This is a genomic window from Lysinibacillus sphaericus OT4b.31 (assembly GCF_000392615.1).
Taxonomy (GTDB): domain Bacteria; phylum Bacillota; class Bacilli; order Bacillales_A; family Planococcaceae; genus Lysinibacillus; species Lysinibacillus sphaericus_B.
In genome coordinates this window covers 2256061-2272143 of sequence record NZ_KB933398.1, presented here as the reverse complement: position 1 = coordinate 2272143, position 16083 = coordinate 2256061, and the positions used below count along the sequence as shown (strand labels likewise).

The window sequence follows — 16083 nt, the reverse complement described above, 5'->3', positions numbered from 1 at the left end:
TAAGCTCTTCTCCTTAAAATTCACATATAACTCCATTATTACACCTTAATATGTGGTTATTAATATCATATTTATCGTTTTGATGAAAAACCTCTCCTGAATAAAATGCTATCAAATTTCTATAACTCTTGATATCATTCTGAATATTAAAAACCAAATCAACATTATTAATATAGAGTTTTCGCTACAAAAATAGAATAAGCTAACACTTATAATTACCGATAATACCGTAATTAGAATATTTAGCCAGTTAGTCCATTCAATAAAGAACTTTCTTTCAATTTTAATTTCGCACCATTCTATATTAGAATAGTTCTCTCCATTTTTTCCAATTGAATAATAAAGTTCATTTTGAGAATTATCTTTACTTACTTTATTTTTTGTTAATTCATGCTTGAAGAATTTTGAGAAAAATAAATCTGGGGAAACCAAATTTTTAAGGAAATTTAATACTTCTCTCCGTGATTTAAAAGAAAAGTATTTTTTCGAACTAGACCATAATACATAAAAAAAAGATATATATAAATTTCTCTTATTAATTTGGTATATATCATTTGTTGCCTTCTTTATTACAGAATAACTTATATATCTTTGTAAAAAGCATATGAAATTGTAAAGTAAAAAGGTAGTTCCTATTAAAATAAAATTAAAAAAATCTTCTTCAATCTCTGCAATTTTAGGTATTTTAGTTTACCTATTTGAAATTCACATAGCATTGTACCAATAAACAGGCGTCCCTAGAGCCGCAATCATTTAGAAGTCTTCAATACGTCTTACATTAAACGATTTTCTCCGCTAAGAAGTATAATATAGTTCACGAACATGCTTCTAAGATCTGCTATTAATATATAGCAACTGATTACCAAATAATAGAACCTGCAGTTCACTATAGATTCTCTCAAAAATCAATAGTCCACTCAATCATCGTTAATGACCTACAAGTAATGCCTTACACTACACACTTAACAATACGATTTTTTCTCATTCATATATACTAAATCGCTTATATGGCAAATATTAGAGTGCATGCAAGAGTTGGTAACAACGAAGCCTTTTATGTAGTCAAAAAAACTTCTAGTACAAGAACAGGGTTTCAATTGACTAATTTTTCAGAATATTATATGATAATTGTACAGAACAACCTCTATTGTTCTGTACCCTCACTATTTGCGTAATGTACAGGCGCTATGTTTTTTACAAACTTATACAACTTCAGCGGGCTTACAATTGAATAATGTTTGAACAAATTTTTTGAAAGATTAACGGGCGTATAGCGTTACCGATCATCTTTTGAAATAAGCATTTGAGAGAAACAAATAAAAGTGAACACTTTCCCTTAGAATTTCTTTTTTGTTAACCCGCATAGTGAATGTACAATACAAAATATGTGAACAAACAGTTAGTTTTGTTTTCATGACCAAGTAGGCTTTAGCCAATTGCTAGCAGCTGTGTGATAGATTTTTTCATTGATTGATGTTACCTTCTTCTATACAGAAGTTAAGTATGTGTGAACGTAACTCCTCCCTTTAATGGTAAAGGAATCACCAAGTAGCTGTTATCATTTTGCGAAGGGCTGTTCATCTGAGTCGTGCTAACAACAAATAGAATGATCGTTTTAGGCAACGATTTTTCCGAAGTATGTACATTTAAGCCATTGGTAATAACGAAGCATTAAGCGTAAAGGAAGTAGGAACTAAAGTGATGTTATGTAATACCTTCCCGCTGAAGGAACAATAAAAGCTGCCCATCTTGATATTAGATGTTGGCAGCTTTTATATTTTGCCTATCCGTGTTGCCGCAATATCCCCGATTTGCGTCGGTCCTGAGCGTTTTGCGCCTGCATACCCAACGACATCAGCGCACTGTCAAATGACTATCGAACAGCGCCAATGACTTCATCAATTTCCGCAAGTAGCGCAGCATTTTTCATCGTTGTGCTTAATTTCAAGTGGCTTTGATCGACTTGAATAACGGCTACATGCATGCCCTCTTTAATGCTTGCACTTGGTACAGGCATCATGCTTTCCGTATCGAATGTCATGAGTAAGTCTGGAAATTTAGAATGGATGGTACCTGCTTTTGCTAAAGTCATATACTCGTTCCAGAATGTCAGGCTGAAATCCTCAACCGATAATTTGCCTACGTCAAAGCCATTGTCCTTGGTTAGAGAATAGTCTGTTACTTTTCCCGAGACAATGTGTATGCCATTCAACTGACGCATGACATTTTGCAATTTTTCATCCATTGTTTGTCCCTTAAGGAAGCTATAGCCAAGCGCAATGGCATCAGAAATGGCATATGGTGCGCCATGTTCTTTTAAATAGCTAATGGTTACTGGGTTTCGCGTTACCCCCACCATGCCACCAGCTAACACGGAAGCATGGCGAACGCTTTTTGCCGTATTTTGCAAATCACCTTCTACAAAACCTTGTATGGCCCATTTATTTTTTCCACCAGCATAAAATTGCACCGATTGATAATGTTGTTGTTCATGTAAATTCAAGGAGCCCATGATTCCTGTTGGATGTGCTCGCCCATTACAGGGGGCATCCACTACCGGTACATGTAATAACACCGATTGCAGCCAGCCATTAATCGTCGTAATCGCACCGTTTTCGTTCGTAATGATTCCTTTTAATCGATTAGCCATATAGGTATTCAACTTGCTATAGCTCCAGCACAGCTGTTCATTAGATATATATTGGTTTGCCGCTGACGGAGCTCCCACCATGGCCACACAAGCGATTAAATCTTCATTCGCTAATTCTGATATATCCATTAACTGAGGTGCCCCGGCCTCGAAAATTTCCTCTACAAGCTTTAGGCCTTCCTCTAGGAGGCCACCACCACCGCCTCCTAGAATCGTACCGCCATAGACAGCAGCAATACCATCCTCATACGTTAGCACTTTTACCATCAAGATATCCCCTTTCTATTTTCCCATTTTGAAAACGGAAGAGAAGAAACTATATAAAGCATCCCCAGCAATGACACCTGCTGCAAACACCGTCATTTCAGACTCTTTCTTCCCTTTCGTGACTTTAGTGAAAATAATACGCAGTAAAATACCGATTAACACTGCCCACCCAGCAAGAGGATTGACAAGCAATAAACCTGTCGCAAACAAGATACCCATTTGTCTCTTTGACCCACCAAGAAGTTGGATCAATGCGCCCGGAATGGCCCAAATCATTAACTGTTTCGCCACATCGCCTGTAACACCCGATTGAATAGTTGCCGCATAAACATGGTTGACTGGTGCTACTAAATCTTGTGCAAAATAAGATTTGTACGATAGTAAAACAACAATGGCAGAAATAGAAAAGGCTATAATCCCAGCGATCATTTGCTGTTTGCGCCCTTCTTTTTCTAATGCTGGATTACTACCATTTCCACGTAAAATATACCCCGTTTTCAAATCATAGCCCATATCCGCAAATGCAACCCCTGTTGCTGCACTATAGCCAGCTAATAATGCCAGTGCTGGGGGCGGGAAACCAATCAAAATGCCGACAATTAGCGTAATAAATGCAACGGCAAACGCCGGGAACCATCCTGCATGCATGGCAGCAATACCAACGATGAGCTCATGTACAAAGGCAGCAACGGTTGCGAACACGATGAAGCCTACTAACATACCAATAGACATATGTGAAATGATTCCACCTAAAAATGCGATTAATAAGGAAATCATTAAATAAGCGATAAATCCAGCACCAAAGGCCTGTCTAATTTCTTTCGCATTTTTAGAATATTGTAATTCTTCTGTCTTTTTATCAGACTTTTTCGCTAGTAAAGCAAAAGCTACTTGGAACAGCGCCACAATACCTGCACCAATCATAATGCCATGTGGAATATAATATTGATTTAAATCTACATTAAATAATTGAACCGAATAGCCTCTTAGTAAAAGACCAATTCCAAACATGGTAAGCGCCCAAATATTCCCGATAAACGCTACACCAAAAGCTGACATAGGAATTTTTAGTACGGAGCCCACAATACCGATTATCACACCACCGATTAAAACTTTTGCATTCTTACCGCCCTTATCTCCAGCTTTAATCGCTTCAGCAGTGGCAATCCCGGGTGGCCATGTACCGGCCGCCGGGAAAATCTTCGTATCAAAAAATTTATATAATAATAAAGCATCTACAAACATCGCTAAAATAACACCAATAAACAATGGTAAAACTAAGGATTCATAGCCTAAAACATACGGAATACCAATGGGCAGCATTAAACTACTCGCTGCACTAAACGTTGCCGAAGATATTGCCGTTTGGATAATATTTTGACGATGAACTGATTTAAACTCTAGGAATTTCCCAATAGGAATTCTTCCTAAAATCATGGCAAAAATAGCACCGACAATAGACGTATTTGCAGAAATTCCTAAGGAAGTAATCAGTTGCATCCCAATTATGGCACCAACCACAGATGTTAAAACTATCATTAGTAGAGTCATAGGTTCTAAGGCTCTAGGATGTAATACTTTATTATTCATTAAGTCAGCTCCTATCTAGTTATAGTTTAGTAATGTGAGATTGAATTTGATGAGAAACTTGTAATAACTGTGCAAGCATATATTTCTCCCTCTGCTCATTCATGTCATATATCAAACCAGAAATCGTAAGAGACGCCATAATTTCTTTCTTTTTATTGAATAATGGAACACTTATACCAAAAGCATGCTCATTGTATTCACCTACTGTCATACACCAATTATGTTGTCGAATGATTTGTAGCTCATTTTTTAAGTGTGCAAGAAGCTGTTTATGTTCTTCTTGTGACTGTTCTTTATTAAAATGCGCTAACAATTCAAGCTGTTTTTCTTCGTCTAGATAGGCAAACATTACTTTACAGGAAGCACCGATATAAAGCGGCGTTTTCGTTCCTAATGACACCGCATATTTTATATTCTTATTGCTTTCAGCTATTTTGGTTGTGACACCGTATTCATTATCCATATAAGTTAGAAATACGGATTCATTGATTTCACTAGCGAGATTTTGCATCAATTCATAAATGGTAGAATGCGGGTCATTTGAATGCGAAAGCACATCATAAAATATAAACATTTTGTAACCCATTTTATATTTTTTAGTGCCTTCATCTTGTATTAAGTATCCCGCTTCTGTAAATGTATTGATTGTTCTTTGCACAACACTTGTATGCATGTTTGTCATGCGTGAAATTTCACGCACCCCTAATGCGTTTTCTGTAGAGGCAAAACATTCTAGTATATCCAATGAGTTCTTTAACGTCTTGACAGTCATTACCTTCTCCTTTTTTTATGCGTTTTTATAGCGATAGTGCTTGTGTGCCATTTCCAAAGAAATGTATTCATTCAACAAGTCTTTTTCGATTGCGTCTATGCTTCTCTCTTTGGGGTTGCCATAACCTCCCCCTGTTGCCGTAACAAGCTCTATTTGGTCTCCTTTTTGCAGTTCATAATTTGCTAGTACACCAATTGGCCCTACCTTCGTTCCATCTTGTTTATGAATAATCAGATAGTTATGTGAACCTTCATGTCCGCCATTTAGGCCAAAAGGTGAAAATTGATGTCTGCCTAAGTTAACAGAAACCTTTTGTCCATCATGATTAATGGTATAAACTCGACGTACACCAAAACCACCTCTAAATTCTCCTGCGCCTGCACCATCACAGTTTAAGCTATATTCATCGATATGGATACCGTATTTTGTCTCCGCAATCTCCACAGGGAGGTTATACGTTTCCCCATCCCCCATACAATATTGCCCGCTTTGCCCATCTACATCATTGGATGCGCCCCAACCACCAACAGATGGCTCGACAATTAGGAATGAATCGTCATTGTGTGGGTTTTTGCCCGTTAAAATAAACGTACAAACAGACTGTAAATGTCCTGCCGAAAGTCTGTCTGGCAGGTGCTGTGCAAGTGCTTTCCATATTAAATCGGCTGCGCCAATACGCGCCTCAAAGTTCATAGAAACGGGATGTGGCCGTTTAGCAGAGACGATGGAATTATCATCAGTTATGATTTTCAAACGATGAAATACCCCTTCATTGATGACATCGATATCACCAAGTAACGCTAAAAACATCACCCTCACACTGGCCATTAATCCAAATTGCGAACAGTTGACAGGAGCGTGCACCGCAGGATGTGATCCTCTAAAGTCACAAATGAATGCTTGGTCACTAATCGTAACTTTTACTTTTATAGGGTATGGTCCACCTTTTAATGGATCGCCCTCAATAAAATCTTCCGCATAAAACTCGCCCTTTGGTAATTGTTGCAGTTCAAGCTTTGCAATTTTTTCACCCTTGTCCAATAATTTTTGGATAGACAATTTAACAGCATCCGCACCGAACTTCTGACAAAGTTCACGGATGCGTTTTTCACCTGTTTTCAATGCGGCAACTTGTGCAAACATATCGCCGATGGATAGTTCGGGTAAACGCACATTGGTCGCAATAATTTCATAGACTGCTTCACTTAGTTCGCCTTTTTGATAGAGCTTGACACCTGGCAACTGTAAGCCTTCTTGATAGATTTCATTTGAATTACTGGTAAATGAACCTGGGTCCATTCCACCAACTTCTGTCCAGTGCGCCTTATTTGTCGAATAAGCAATCACTTCTCCATTGTAAAAGATAGGTAGTACTAAGCCAACATCGGATAAATGCGAGCCACCCCCAACATAGGGGTCATTAATAATAATGACGTCACCTTCGTGTAAATCCGCACCGCCATTAAACTTGTCAATAACATGTTGGACCATTGGACTTAACATGCCGATAAAACTTGTCACACCGTTTCCTTGGCTAATTAAATTACCTTTTGCATCTGTCAAACCACATGCATAATCTAAAACTTCATAGATAACAGGACTCATTGAAGAACGGGCTAAAGCGACAAACATTTCATCCCCGATGGCTAGCAACGAATCTTGAATAATTTCTATTGCAAAAACATCTTTATGCATGATTTACTTCCCCTCCATCTCTACAATTAGATTGCCGTATTTATCCATTTTAATGGACTGCTTGTCATTGATTACTACCGTAGAGCTAGAATTTTCGACAATGGCTGGACCTTGAATCACATAGCCGGGCACTAACTTTTGTTGATCATAGACATTTACATCTACCCAACCCGTGTGTTTTACATATAATTGACGTGTCAATTTCATGCAAGTTGTACCATCAATGTGCGAGAAATCTAATTCCTTAAACTGAACAGCTTCGTCTTTGCCATAAATCGTGAGATGAAGATTCACTAGCTCAATCGGTGTTTGAGGTAGCTCAAAAGAAAATTCTTGCTGATGTTTAATATGGAAGTCTGCTGTTAAGCGCTGTAGTTCCGCTTCATCGAGACGTCCATTGGATGAGTTTAACTTTACAGCGTGTTCCTGTCCTTTATAACGTAAATCGTAATTCATTTCAAAATGATAGTGTTCTGTTGATAAAGGTGCTTCAGCATAGGCTTTTTGCATCACTTCTTTCATATTTCGTTGAATTTCGGCTAAATGATCTTTATGGAAATTCAATAAATTGGTTTGGATATAATCTTGTCGGTATTCGGTCATCATCATACCTAATGCTGAAAAAACGGATGAACCATATGGAATAATGACTTTTTTCATCCCTAACTCCTGTGCTAAATGAATAGCATGTAGTGGACCGCCGCCACCAAAGGCCACCATTGTAAACTCCGCTGGGTCATAGCCTTTACGAATAGAGATTAACTTAAGCGCATTTAACATATTTGAATTGGCTATATCTAAAATTCCTTGGGCCGCCTCTTCAGCCGTAACATTAAATGGTCTGGCAATCGATTGCATAAGCGCCTCTTCAATTTTGTTCATGGCTACTGGATGATCAAAGTTGGCTAATGATAGTTTGCCTAAAAAGACATTCGCATCCGTAATGGTAGGTTGTGTATTGCCTAAGCCATATGCCACAGGGCCTGGGTTCGCTCCAGCAGAATCTGGACCTACTTTTAATGAGCCAAATTGGTCGACTCTTGCAATGGAACCTCCCCCATTGCCAATCTCCACAATATCGACAACGGGTGTTTTAATGGGATAACCTGCAAACTTGTCGTTTTTTTCTATATAGTAATCTGTTGTGACATTCACTTTGCCGTCGGTAATCAGCGAACATTTAGCCGTCGTTCCGCCAACATCAAAAGCGATAATATTCGATTCATTGAGAAGCTGTCCTAATTTAGCAGCACCGAACATGCCCGCAACAGGACCAGATTCAACGAGGTTGATTGGCAACTCCATTGCTTTACCAAAACTGGTCGTCCCCCCATTGGATTGCATAATTTTTAAATGTTGTGTAATACCAATTGTCCCTAACTTTTCTTTCAAACTTTTTAAATAAGCATGTGCAATAGGTTTTACATATGAATTCAAGACGGTTGTATTGGTTCTTTCATACTCTCGATATTCTTTAATGGTTTCGCTAGAAAGGGTTATATAGACCTCTGGCCAAATTTTTAAAATTTCTTCTTTTAATTGTCTTTCATGTAGTGGATTTTTATAGCCGTGAATAAATGAAATGGCAATTGCTTCAACACCCCATGCTTTAAATTTATTTACTAACGGACCTACTTCATCAATGTTAAGCGCTTTCATGATATTTCCTTTAAAATCGATTCTTTCATCGATTTCTTGTCTTAAATAGCGCTCTACAAAAGGTTGCGGCTTTATATATTTAAAATTGTACAAATCTGGTCGATTTCCCCGAGCGATTTCTAAGACATCACGAAAGCCTTTCGTCGTGATTAACCCAACTACTCCCCCTTTTCTTTCCGTTAATGTGTTAATAATAACTGTCGAACCATGAATAAATGACTCGACCAGCGATTGTTCCGTTACATGTCGACTTAAGACATTTAAAATCCCATCCTCAAAATGGCCTGGCGTTGTATGCCCCTTATCAAAATGAAGATTCCCCTTTTCATCTGTGAATACTAAATCGGTAAAAGTGCCACCAATATCTGTTGCTATTTTCAAATCCTCATCCCCTTCTGTTCCGATTATAGGAACACTGTTCCATTTAGAATTAAATAGATTATAGTCAAAAAAGATAGAAAATTCAATGTATTTTATAATAATTTTTTAGTCAAATTCTTTTTCATAGTAAAAAATGTCATTCACTTACATTTAAAGTGAAAATTACACTATAACTTATATGATATTTTCAGCAAAAGGAACGTCTTTATTTCCTTTTTGTATGTCAGCAAAAAGTGTTGCCATCTATGCAACGAGAGTCAACTATTGCCCGTTTATGCGAAAGATTTTTTGGCATATTTAGCACTGATTTTTAATGAATCGATTTTCTCCAATAAAAAAAGCCTATTCGAAAAAAAGTATTCGAATACGCTTTATGCCATGTTAAGCCTTTTCTTTAATAATTCCGTAATATACCAAATCCTCATATTTACCATCTTTCATAACATGGTCCTTTAAAGTCCCTTCCTTTTCCATGCCAATCTTCTCCATCACTTTTCCTGAAGCAGGATTTGATGAAAAATAGCGGGCAAACACTTTGTGCAGCTTCTTTTCTTTAAAAGCAAATTGTAAAATTGCTTGCGCTGCCTCGGTTGCATAGCCATTGCCCCAATAAGGTTCGCCAATCCAATAGGCTAGTTCTCCTTGGTTAAAGCTGGGATTGTTCGATAATGCAATAGCGCCCAATACTTCACCACTGTCCTTGTCTGTTACCGCAAACTCATACGATTGATCTCCCATAAAATTATCATAATGGTGCTCCATCCATGATAATGCATCGTTTAAACTATATGGGTAAGGTAAATACAATGTATTTTTGTAAATATGATAATTATTGCACAGCGTCGCGACCGCTTCGGCATCGGATGTTTGAAATAATCTAAGGACCAGTCTTTCCGTCGTAATCATTAATTTTTCACGATCATATCCCATTCCATCGACTCCCTTTATCTCCAATATGACACCCCTGTGTTTTACTTAACTTTCTTGGGCTACAGATATTGGTTCTACAAATATTACCAAAAATCCTGTCGCGCTATCCTCAGAATCGTTGCGCTTGTTTCATTCGGGATATATGGAAATTTCCAGCGTCAGAGAGTTTTAAATCACAAAAGACAAGTCATCTCACAAAATTTTAGAAAGGACTTGTCTTACACTGTAGCTATTAAAAAGTAATGAACGAACTGTTTCGTCTCCTCTTTCGCTATTTTACCGTTGCAAAACTCATTTTTACGCAGGAGCCTCGCAGCTTTTCTCTCCTGATATGACTGTTTTTGGCATTCGTTCTATGCGTCAAATGACATCTTGCTGAACGTATTTTTCTTTAATGCCAATACCTATTTTAGCGATTCCCACAATTAACAGGAACAAAGGTAGTAAAAAAAACAAATGCCCTATACCTGGAGCAAATAATGTTGTCGTAGACAACGGACCAAATAATCTTGGGAAACCAATTAAAATAATCAATGGAAGTAGCAAATGGAATACGCCTATAGACAAGCCATTTAAAATAACACGAATGGTCATTACTTTCCGTTTTTTAGGTTTAAAAATTCTATAAGCAGACCAAACAATGTAAGCAATGATGGCCAGTAAAATCATATCCAAAATGATATATTTCATAAATGGATTGCTTGTAGATATAGCAGGTTCTTCATTATGGACCAGCTTGTGAATGCCGCTCGTTATTGCTTCATATTCATTCAGATTGAAATAATCCATGGAATTGATAAGTAGACTGATGCCATACTCCCCATCTAACATGACTTTTGAGTAGGTGTTTTCTGTCCAGCCATTATGGGCGATTACATCATTCACTTCCCATCCCATAGCATAGTAAGTATCATTGCCAACGAGTGCTGATGGATGATGCATTGTATCTATGGCATTTGCTGATAAAATACTTCTTCCTTTGAACTGTCCCTGATTCAATTGTGCGATCATGTAATTTGCCATATCTTCCACACTGGAAATAATGTAACCAGAAGCAACAGTTCCTTGGTGGTTTAATTGCTCAGTTGGCATCTTAAATCCAAAGACAGTTTGATAGCCTACCGCAATTGTATTGTTTAAATCATCTATAGGGTCCGCATAGCTATTGTTCATTGCAAGTGGTTTGAATACGTATTCCTTTATATACGCTGTATACGATTTATGTGTAACTTCTTCGATGACTGCACCTAGGATGCTGTAATTTAAATTCGAATATTGATATTGCTTACCAACCGGGAATGTCAATACTGTATTAGCCAAACCTTCTATATGTTCTTTTACTGTGCTATCTCCTTGTGATATCGCTACTTGACCATCAAATGTAGAAAGACCGCTTGTTTGATTTAATAAGTGTTGAATGGTGATTTTTTTTGATGCCTCTTTATCTGCTAATTGAAACCACGGTATCACTGATTGTACTGGATCTTCTAGATTGATTTTTCCTTGTTCCACTAGCTGCATAATGGCTAGCGCTGTAAATGATTTACTAACCGAGCCAATAACAACTGGCGTTTGCGCTGTCATTGCTGTTCCATCTGGGCTCGAAACACCATATCCTTGCAAGTATTCCACCTGATTTCCTTTTACGATGGCCAATGAAGCACCGGGAATGTGCAATCTTTCTATTTCATGTGACATAAACGCATCAATTTTAGAAATATCTAGATTACTAGCTGTAGACTCATTTTCGTTTGCCCATACCATACCGTTAACATTTGTCATGAGCATGACTATGGCGATTACGAACATTTTAACGATTGAAAAGTGTTTTCTTGTCATCATTTAATTTCCCTTTAATTGTTAATTTTTCCGACCTTATTATTGCTTTTATTAATTTGTTAACACCTTCTTAATTTTGAAATTTTTTGAACTTTACTTTATACGTAATTACACTAGAAAAAGTTTCAACATCACAATCTAAGGTATATACTTTGAGGTTTCTTACATAAATCAGTTCTCAGCTTGTTCGGACTTTAAGTAGAACGTGAAAAAGGCTCTACTTCTTATCGAAGTAAAGCACTTGCAATAGCCTTAGTGATTATTTTCACTTTTCCATTGTGCTTTGTTAAGTGTGTAATGATAATGCGTTTGGTTGTCGATCTCCATTTCTCCATTAAAATAAAAACCGCATTTTTGTATCACTTTATTTCTACAATTCCAGGCAGTTTTAGATCAAGTTTTCCCTGAATATAGTAAGGTTTTTGGAGACTTATATTCAGATGTTTCTTTAAAAACATTACAAGCATTTCCTACTTCAGAAGAGGTCTTGATAGTTGATACAGAAACTTTAGCGACTAAAATTAAAGAATTCTGCGGGAATAGCATGAGTTGAAGGCCCCACAGGAGCGTAGCGACGAGGAGACTGAAGCCATGGCCGCGAAAAGCGTCCGCTGTAGCGGAAATCAACGGAACGTAATCAAACTCAATTTTTGAGTTTGATTACAGTTATGGAACTTTTACCAATTTTACCCGTCAAAATTTATAATCTAGAAAGTTTATGGAGGAAATAAACAAGATGGTAGGTAAGAAAATGTGGAAAAAGCTTATATTCCCGATGATCTATGTAGTCGAGTGGGTTTTATTCTATTATGTTCTTCTCTGTGTCTTTGTTTTCCATTTGACTAATTTCTCTAACATTATTTTTATTGATATGCCTTGGGAAGAGCCGATCACCTTAACATCTTCTTTCATAAAGTCATTGCTTATAATAGTAGGGATAGGTTTGGTTTGCTTTTTTTATATTAGGTATTTAACAGGTAGTAGGGCCTATAAAAGATTTAAGGCTATCATTTGGGGACTTTTTTTCGGCTTAAACTCGTTAAGTTGTGTGATTTGCTTGAGTATTATTTATGGATTTCATTTGAATAATGAGGAAAGGATATTAATACTAATCGTTACTTTAATTAGTATCGCTCTGACAATGCAAATTATAATGAAACATGATTATGAAATGAAATAAAAAATCTTTCTTCAACCCGCCACAGCGCTTTACTTGAAGCTTATGAGCGGTTTAGATAACTCTTATTTTTCTTCAATTAAAGGAGCAGCATTGCTGAACAAGAAAGAAAACACAAAGGGGATTAAGATATGATTAGTTTGCTTAATATTGGAAGTCTCGTACTTGGACTAATTGCTTGGATTCTTCCTGTTGTAAATCTTATGCGATATGAAAAGCATGGTCATAGCAAATGGGGCGGTCTTGCCATTTTGAGCATCAGTGCTTGTGCTATTTCGCTATGTTTCCAGATTTTCTATAACTATCATCTAGTAAAGATTGAGGATTGGTCTGCTCTTATGGACACAATGGGTGCTGTGGCTTTCGTAGCGGCAATTCTTGTCATCGTTACCATCCTATTAAATGCAATTACTTTGATTGTTTATCGTGACAGAACAGTAAAGTAGGCTGAATGATTTTTGGTTGAAGAGCAATCGTGGAATAATTTTAGTTGCCTTATATTGTCAAAAAAAGTAGAATGAGTATTGATTGCAAAATATAAGAGTTGAAAATATATATTTTCAACATACATTCTTTACAATATTATTCCTTTAGGTTTCTTACTGTTGCTTGTTTATATGTTTATAGATATATTTCTTGATTATTTTAGAAAAATAAATAGAAGTTATGTAAGAAGAGTTCTTTTATCTAGTTTCCTCTTTTATTTAATGAGTTTAATTCAAATAAAATTTGGTGGAATTACACTTCCTCCTCAAAATCCAACTGACATGGGTAGTACATTTATATCAACGAATGACTGGTTTGGCATATATGATACGATACAGTTCAAGATTTTAATGGGGGATCTTTGGCTGTATTTTATAACGTGTTACTATTCATTCCCCTGGGCATGTATGTAGCTCTGTTCAATTTACATAATATAAAGAAAGTAATTGCTATGGTTATTTTCAGTTGTATGACAATCGAAATTTCCCGACTTCTTTTTAGCGGGCTTGGATTAGTTGTGCCACGCCATACGGGTATGGAAATTGGCTACATGCTACTTAACATTCTTGGAGGAATTCTTGGATTTTTATTAGGGAAAGCAACGATAAAAATATTCAACTTACAAAAACAGACAATGGAAGCCGAAGCATCAAATACTATTTAACTCACGGGGACTTTGATTCAAGAAAGGGTCAACGTTCTTTTTGTTGAACGAAGGGAGTTTAAATGATGAATGATTACAAATATGAAGAATTTCTTGAAGATTTACATATGGGTAGAGAGATACATTTCATTTATAAAAAGGAAAATTACTATATAGGTCATGGAACAGGTCGGTATATGTTTTGGAAGTTCTATGATTCTGCAAGTGAAATCATAGGAGAAGATGTTGAAAATTTACTTCGAAAAGTAAACCTTGATGGCAAACGAATCAAGGAAGTTTGGGACTTGATGACGATTGATAGTATTTTCTGATAGAAAGAAGTTGCGAAACGGACGAAGCTTTACTAGTAGATCATTGAGCTGTTTACACTAAATGGGGGTAAGACTATTGAGGAAAGATACTATGTCCCTTGTGAATTTTGTCATTATTTGGGGCATACCAACATTTATGGTTGTTAGAGGTTATTTAAAAATGAATACGGACGATAGAAAATCAGCCATGCATGATTTTAGGTCCCGCCGTTTTATTTTTACAATTGGTTTTATCGTAATAGGATCTTTTTTTGCACATTTAGGAACTTTATTTGGAGTAAGCATCATGAAAATAATGGGTATTACTTTAATGTTTTTAGGCGGAATCTTGTCAATGTTAACTATATGGAAGAAAAGTAAAATCAGAAGTTTATTAATATTTGTTATATTAACAATAAGTAGTTATATATATGTTATGTAACTCAATTTTTTAGTGCCATAATTTATAAAAAATAGGAATGATAGCGACTTGGTCAGGAAGACGCCACCTCAAGTGGAAAGAGGAGAATGCGTAAACTGGTGATCGATCAACGCCGTAATAGCCCGATTGGTTCAACTAACAATCAGCGGGGGATGAAGAAAATCCCGCTGATTGCAGTTTCGCTTTATATTTCAAAGACTATACGTAAACGGGCCGCAATTATTTATGACTATTTTCATTGCGTGCGCATCTTAATCATCTGTTAAAAGAATTAGCTTTTTTCGTGGTGCGACTTTTTCACTTAATTGACATCCAGTTTTTTCTTTACGGATGGGTCAGGAAGGTCTCTCTGGTTAAGTCCAAAAAGGCTTCAATGGCGGGGGACATCCATTTCTCTTCATGCCAAAACATTTGGGTAGCAAAGGAGACGGCTGTCAAATCCCACGGCAGTGGAACCAACTCACCACGATTCAGCTCTGCCGCCACGGCCATTTCAGGCAATATGGCGATGCCCATCCCTATTTTTGCACATTGCTTAATTGCCTCTGCACTGTTAAATTCCAATTCCGTAATGCTTCCCATGGCCTTTTGAGAAAGGCTTCGTTCAAAAAACATGCGATAGGAGCAGCCCTGTTCCGTCAACAGGAAAGTTTCGCCATTAAAGTCCTCTATCGTCAAATTGGACTGTGAAGCCAACGGATGCTCCGGTGCGACTAATAAATAAAAGAGCTCGTCACGCACCTTTTCCCCACAGATTCCCGCCTCTCCCTTCAGCTCATCTAGCATAAAAATAATGTCCGCACTCCCTTCACGCAAGCTTTGCTTCAGGTTCGGCTTACTGAGAGGGCGAAACATCAACCGAACCCCCGGATAACGCAAACGAAATCGGCGAAGCACAGCCGGAAGTCGGTATGTACACAAGGTTTCATCCGCACTTATGGTCAGTGTACCGGTCATTTCGCCAGATTGCTTCACAGCATGCTGCGCTTCTTCCAGCTCACATAAGATATGATCCACATAGCCTAGAAAACTTCTGCCCGCATCGGTCAGAGCCACCTTTTTCCCAAGTCGGTCCACCAGCTTGACACCGAGTTCCTCCTCCAATGATTTCATCTGCATAGTCACCGTTGAGGGAACATAGTTCTGTACTTCCGCTGCGCGGGTAAAGTTGAGTGTGGTAGCAAGGGTATGAAATGTTTTGAGTTGCCGCAATTCCATACTGCAAAACCTCCTTATATTCA

The 16083-nt window shown here is 37.3% G+C and carries 12 protein-coding genes and 1 pseudogene; 5 read left to right on the top strand and 8 right to left on the bottom strand.

From position 1 onward, the window contains the following. Positions 1-1873: 1873 nt before the first annotated feature. From H131_RS10345 to H131_RS10315, 7 genes are all read right to left on the bottom strand, one after another. The gene (locus H131_RS10345; protein ID WP_010859076.1) at positions 1874-2917 is read right to left on the bottom strand and encodes an S-methyl thiohydantoin desulfurase domain-containing protein; all 1044 of its coding nucleotides are present in this window, start codon (positions 2915-2917) and stop codon (positions 1874-1876) included. 15 nt (positions 2918-2932) lie between these two features. Continuing rightward, the gene (locus H131_RS10340) at positions 2933-4507 is read right to left on the bottom strand and encodes an OPT/YSL family transporter (protein ID WP_010859075.1); all 1575 of its coding nucleotides are present in this window, start codon (positions 4505-4507) and stop codon (positions 2933-2935) included. Positions 4508-4526: 19 nt separating this feature from the next. Continuing rightward, positions 4527-5279, bottom strand: a complete 753-nt coding sequence (locus H131_RS10335) for an IclR family transcriptional regulator (RefSeq protein WP_010859074.1) — start codon at positions 5277-5279, stop codon at positions 4527-4529. A 15-nt stretch (positions 5280-5294) separates the two neighbouring features. Then, on the bottom strand, positions 5295-6974 hold the full coding sequence (locus H131_RS10330) for a hydantoinase B/oxoprolinase family protein (protein ID WP_010859073.1): 1680 nt from the start codon (positions 6972-6974) through the stop codon (positions 5295-5297). 3 nt (positions 6975-6977) lie between these two features. Continuing rightward, complete coding sequence (locus H131_RS10325) at positions 6978-9014, bottom strand: hydantoinase/oxoprolinase family protein (protein WP_010859072.1); 2037 nt, start codon at positions 9012-9014, stop codon at positions 6978-6980. Between the two features lie 381 nt (positions 9015-9395). Beyond that, the gene (locus H131_RS10320) at positions 9396-9944 is read right to left on the bottom strand and encodes a GNAT family N-acetyltransferase (protein ID WP_010859071.1); all 549 of its coding nucleotides are present in this window, start codon (positions 9942-9944) and stop codon (positions 9396-9398) included. A gap of 360 nt (positions 9945-10304) precedes the next feature. Beyond that, positions 10305-11786 (bottom strand): serine hydrolase domain-containing protein, encoded by a 1482-nt coding sequence (locus H131_RS10315; RefSeq protein ID WP_051112148.1) that lies wholly within the window; start codon positions 11784-11786, stop codon positions 10305-10307. A gap of 367 nt (positions 11787-12153) precedes the next feature. On the opposite strand from H131_RS10315, the pseudogene H131_RS25320 reads away from it, so the two are divergent. From H131_RS25320 to H131_RS10290, 5 genes and pseudogenes are all read left to right on the top strand, one after another. Next, positions 12154-12318: pseudogene (locus H131_RS25320) on the top strand (IS110 family transposase); the annotation flags it as partial. A gap of 773 nt (positions 12319-13091) precedes the next feature. Further along, positions 13092-13406 carry a hypothetical protein gene (locus tag H131_RS10305; RefSeq protein WP_010859068.1) on the top strand — a complete coding sequence of 105 codons (315 nt, stop codon included), beginning with the start codon at positions 13092-13094 and terminating at the stop codon, positions 13404-13406. 401 nt (positions 13407-13807) lie between these two features. Continuing rightward, positions 13808-14110, top strand: a complete 303-nt coding sequence (locus H131_RS24965) for a VanZ family protein (protein WP_010859067.1) — start codon at positions 13808-13810, stop codon at positions 14108-14110. 65 nt (positions 14111-14175) lie between these two features. Next, positions 14176-14421: a hypothetical protein gene (locus H131_RS10295; protein WP_010859066.1), complete on the top strand. Its 246-nt coding sequence runs from the start codon at positions 14176-14178 to the stop codon at positions 14419-14421. Between the two features lie 76 nt (positions 14422-14497). After that, on the top strand, positions 14498-14842 hold the full coding sequence (locus H131_RS10290) for a hypothetical protein (RefSeq protein WP_010859065.1): 345 nt from the start codon (positions 14498-14500) through the stop codon (positions 14840-14842). A 324-nt stretch (positions 14843-15166) separates the two neighbouring features. On the opposite strand, the gene H131_RS10285 is transcribed toward H131_RS10290, so the two are convergent. Beyond that, positions 15167-16060, bottom strand: a complete 894-nt coding sequence (locus H131_RS10285) for a LysR family transcriptional regulator (protein ID WP_010859064.1) — start codon at positions 16058-16060, stop codon at positions 15167-15169. Positions 16061-16083 lie beyond the last annotated feature (23 nt).

What these genes read in the sequence shown, in the direction of transcription:
- H131_RS10345 (WP_010859076.1), bottom strand. Translation starts at nt 2,917, where the DNA reads ATGGTAAAAGTGCTAACGTATGAGGATGGTATTGCTGCTGTCTATGGC.
- H131_RS10340 (WP_010859075.1), bottom strand. Translation starts at nt 4,507, where the DNA reads ATGAATAATAAAGTATTACATCCTAGAGCCTTAGAACCTATGACTCTA.
- H131_RS10335 (WP_010859074.1), bottom strand. Translation starts at nt 5,279, where the DNA reads ATGACTGTCAAGACGTTAAAGAACTCATTGGATATACTAGAATGTTTT.
- H131_RS10330 (WP_010859073.1), bottom strand. Translation starts at nt 6,974, where the DNA reads ATGCATAAAGATGTTTTTGCAATAGAAATTATTCAAGATTCGTTGCTA.
- H131_RS10320 (WP_010859071.1), bottom strand. Translation starts at nt 9,944, where the DNA reads ATGGGATATGATCGTGAAAAATTAATGATTACGACGGAAAGACTGGTC.
- H131_RS10315 (WP_051112148.1), bottom strand. Translation starts at nt 11,786, where the DNA reads ATGATGACAAGAAAACACTTTTCAATCGTTAAAATGTTCGTAATCGCC.
- H131_RS10305 (WP_010859068.1), top strand. Translation starts at nt 13,092, where the DNA reads ATGATTAGTTTGCTTAATATTGGAAGTCTCGTACTTGGACTAATTGCT.
- H131_RS10295 (WP_010859066.1), top strand. Translation starts at nt 14,176, where the DNA reads ATGAATGATTACAAATATGAAGAATTTCTTGAAGATTTACATATGGGT.
- H131_RS10285 (WP_010859064.1), bottom strand. Translation starts at nt 16,060, where the DNA reads ATGGAATTGCGGCAACTCAAAACATTTCATACCCTTGCTACCACACTC.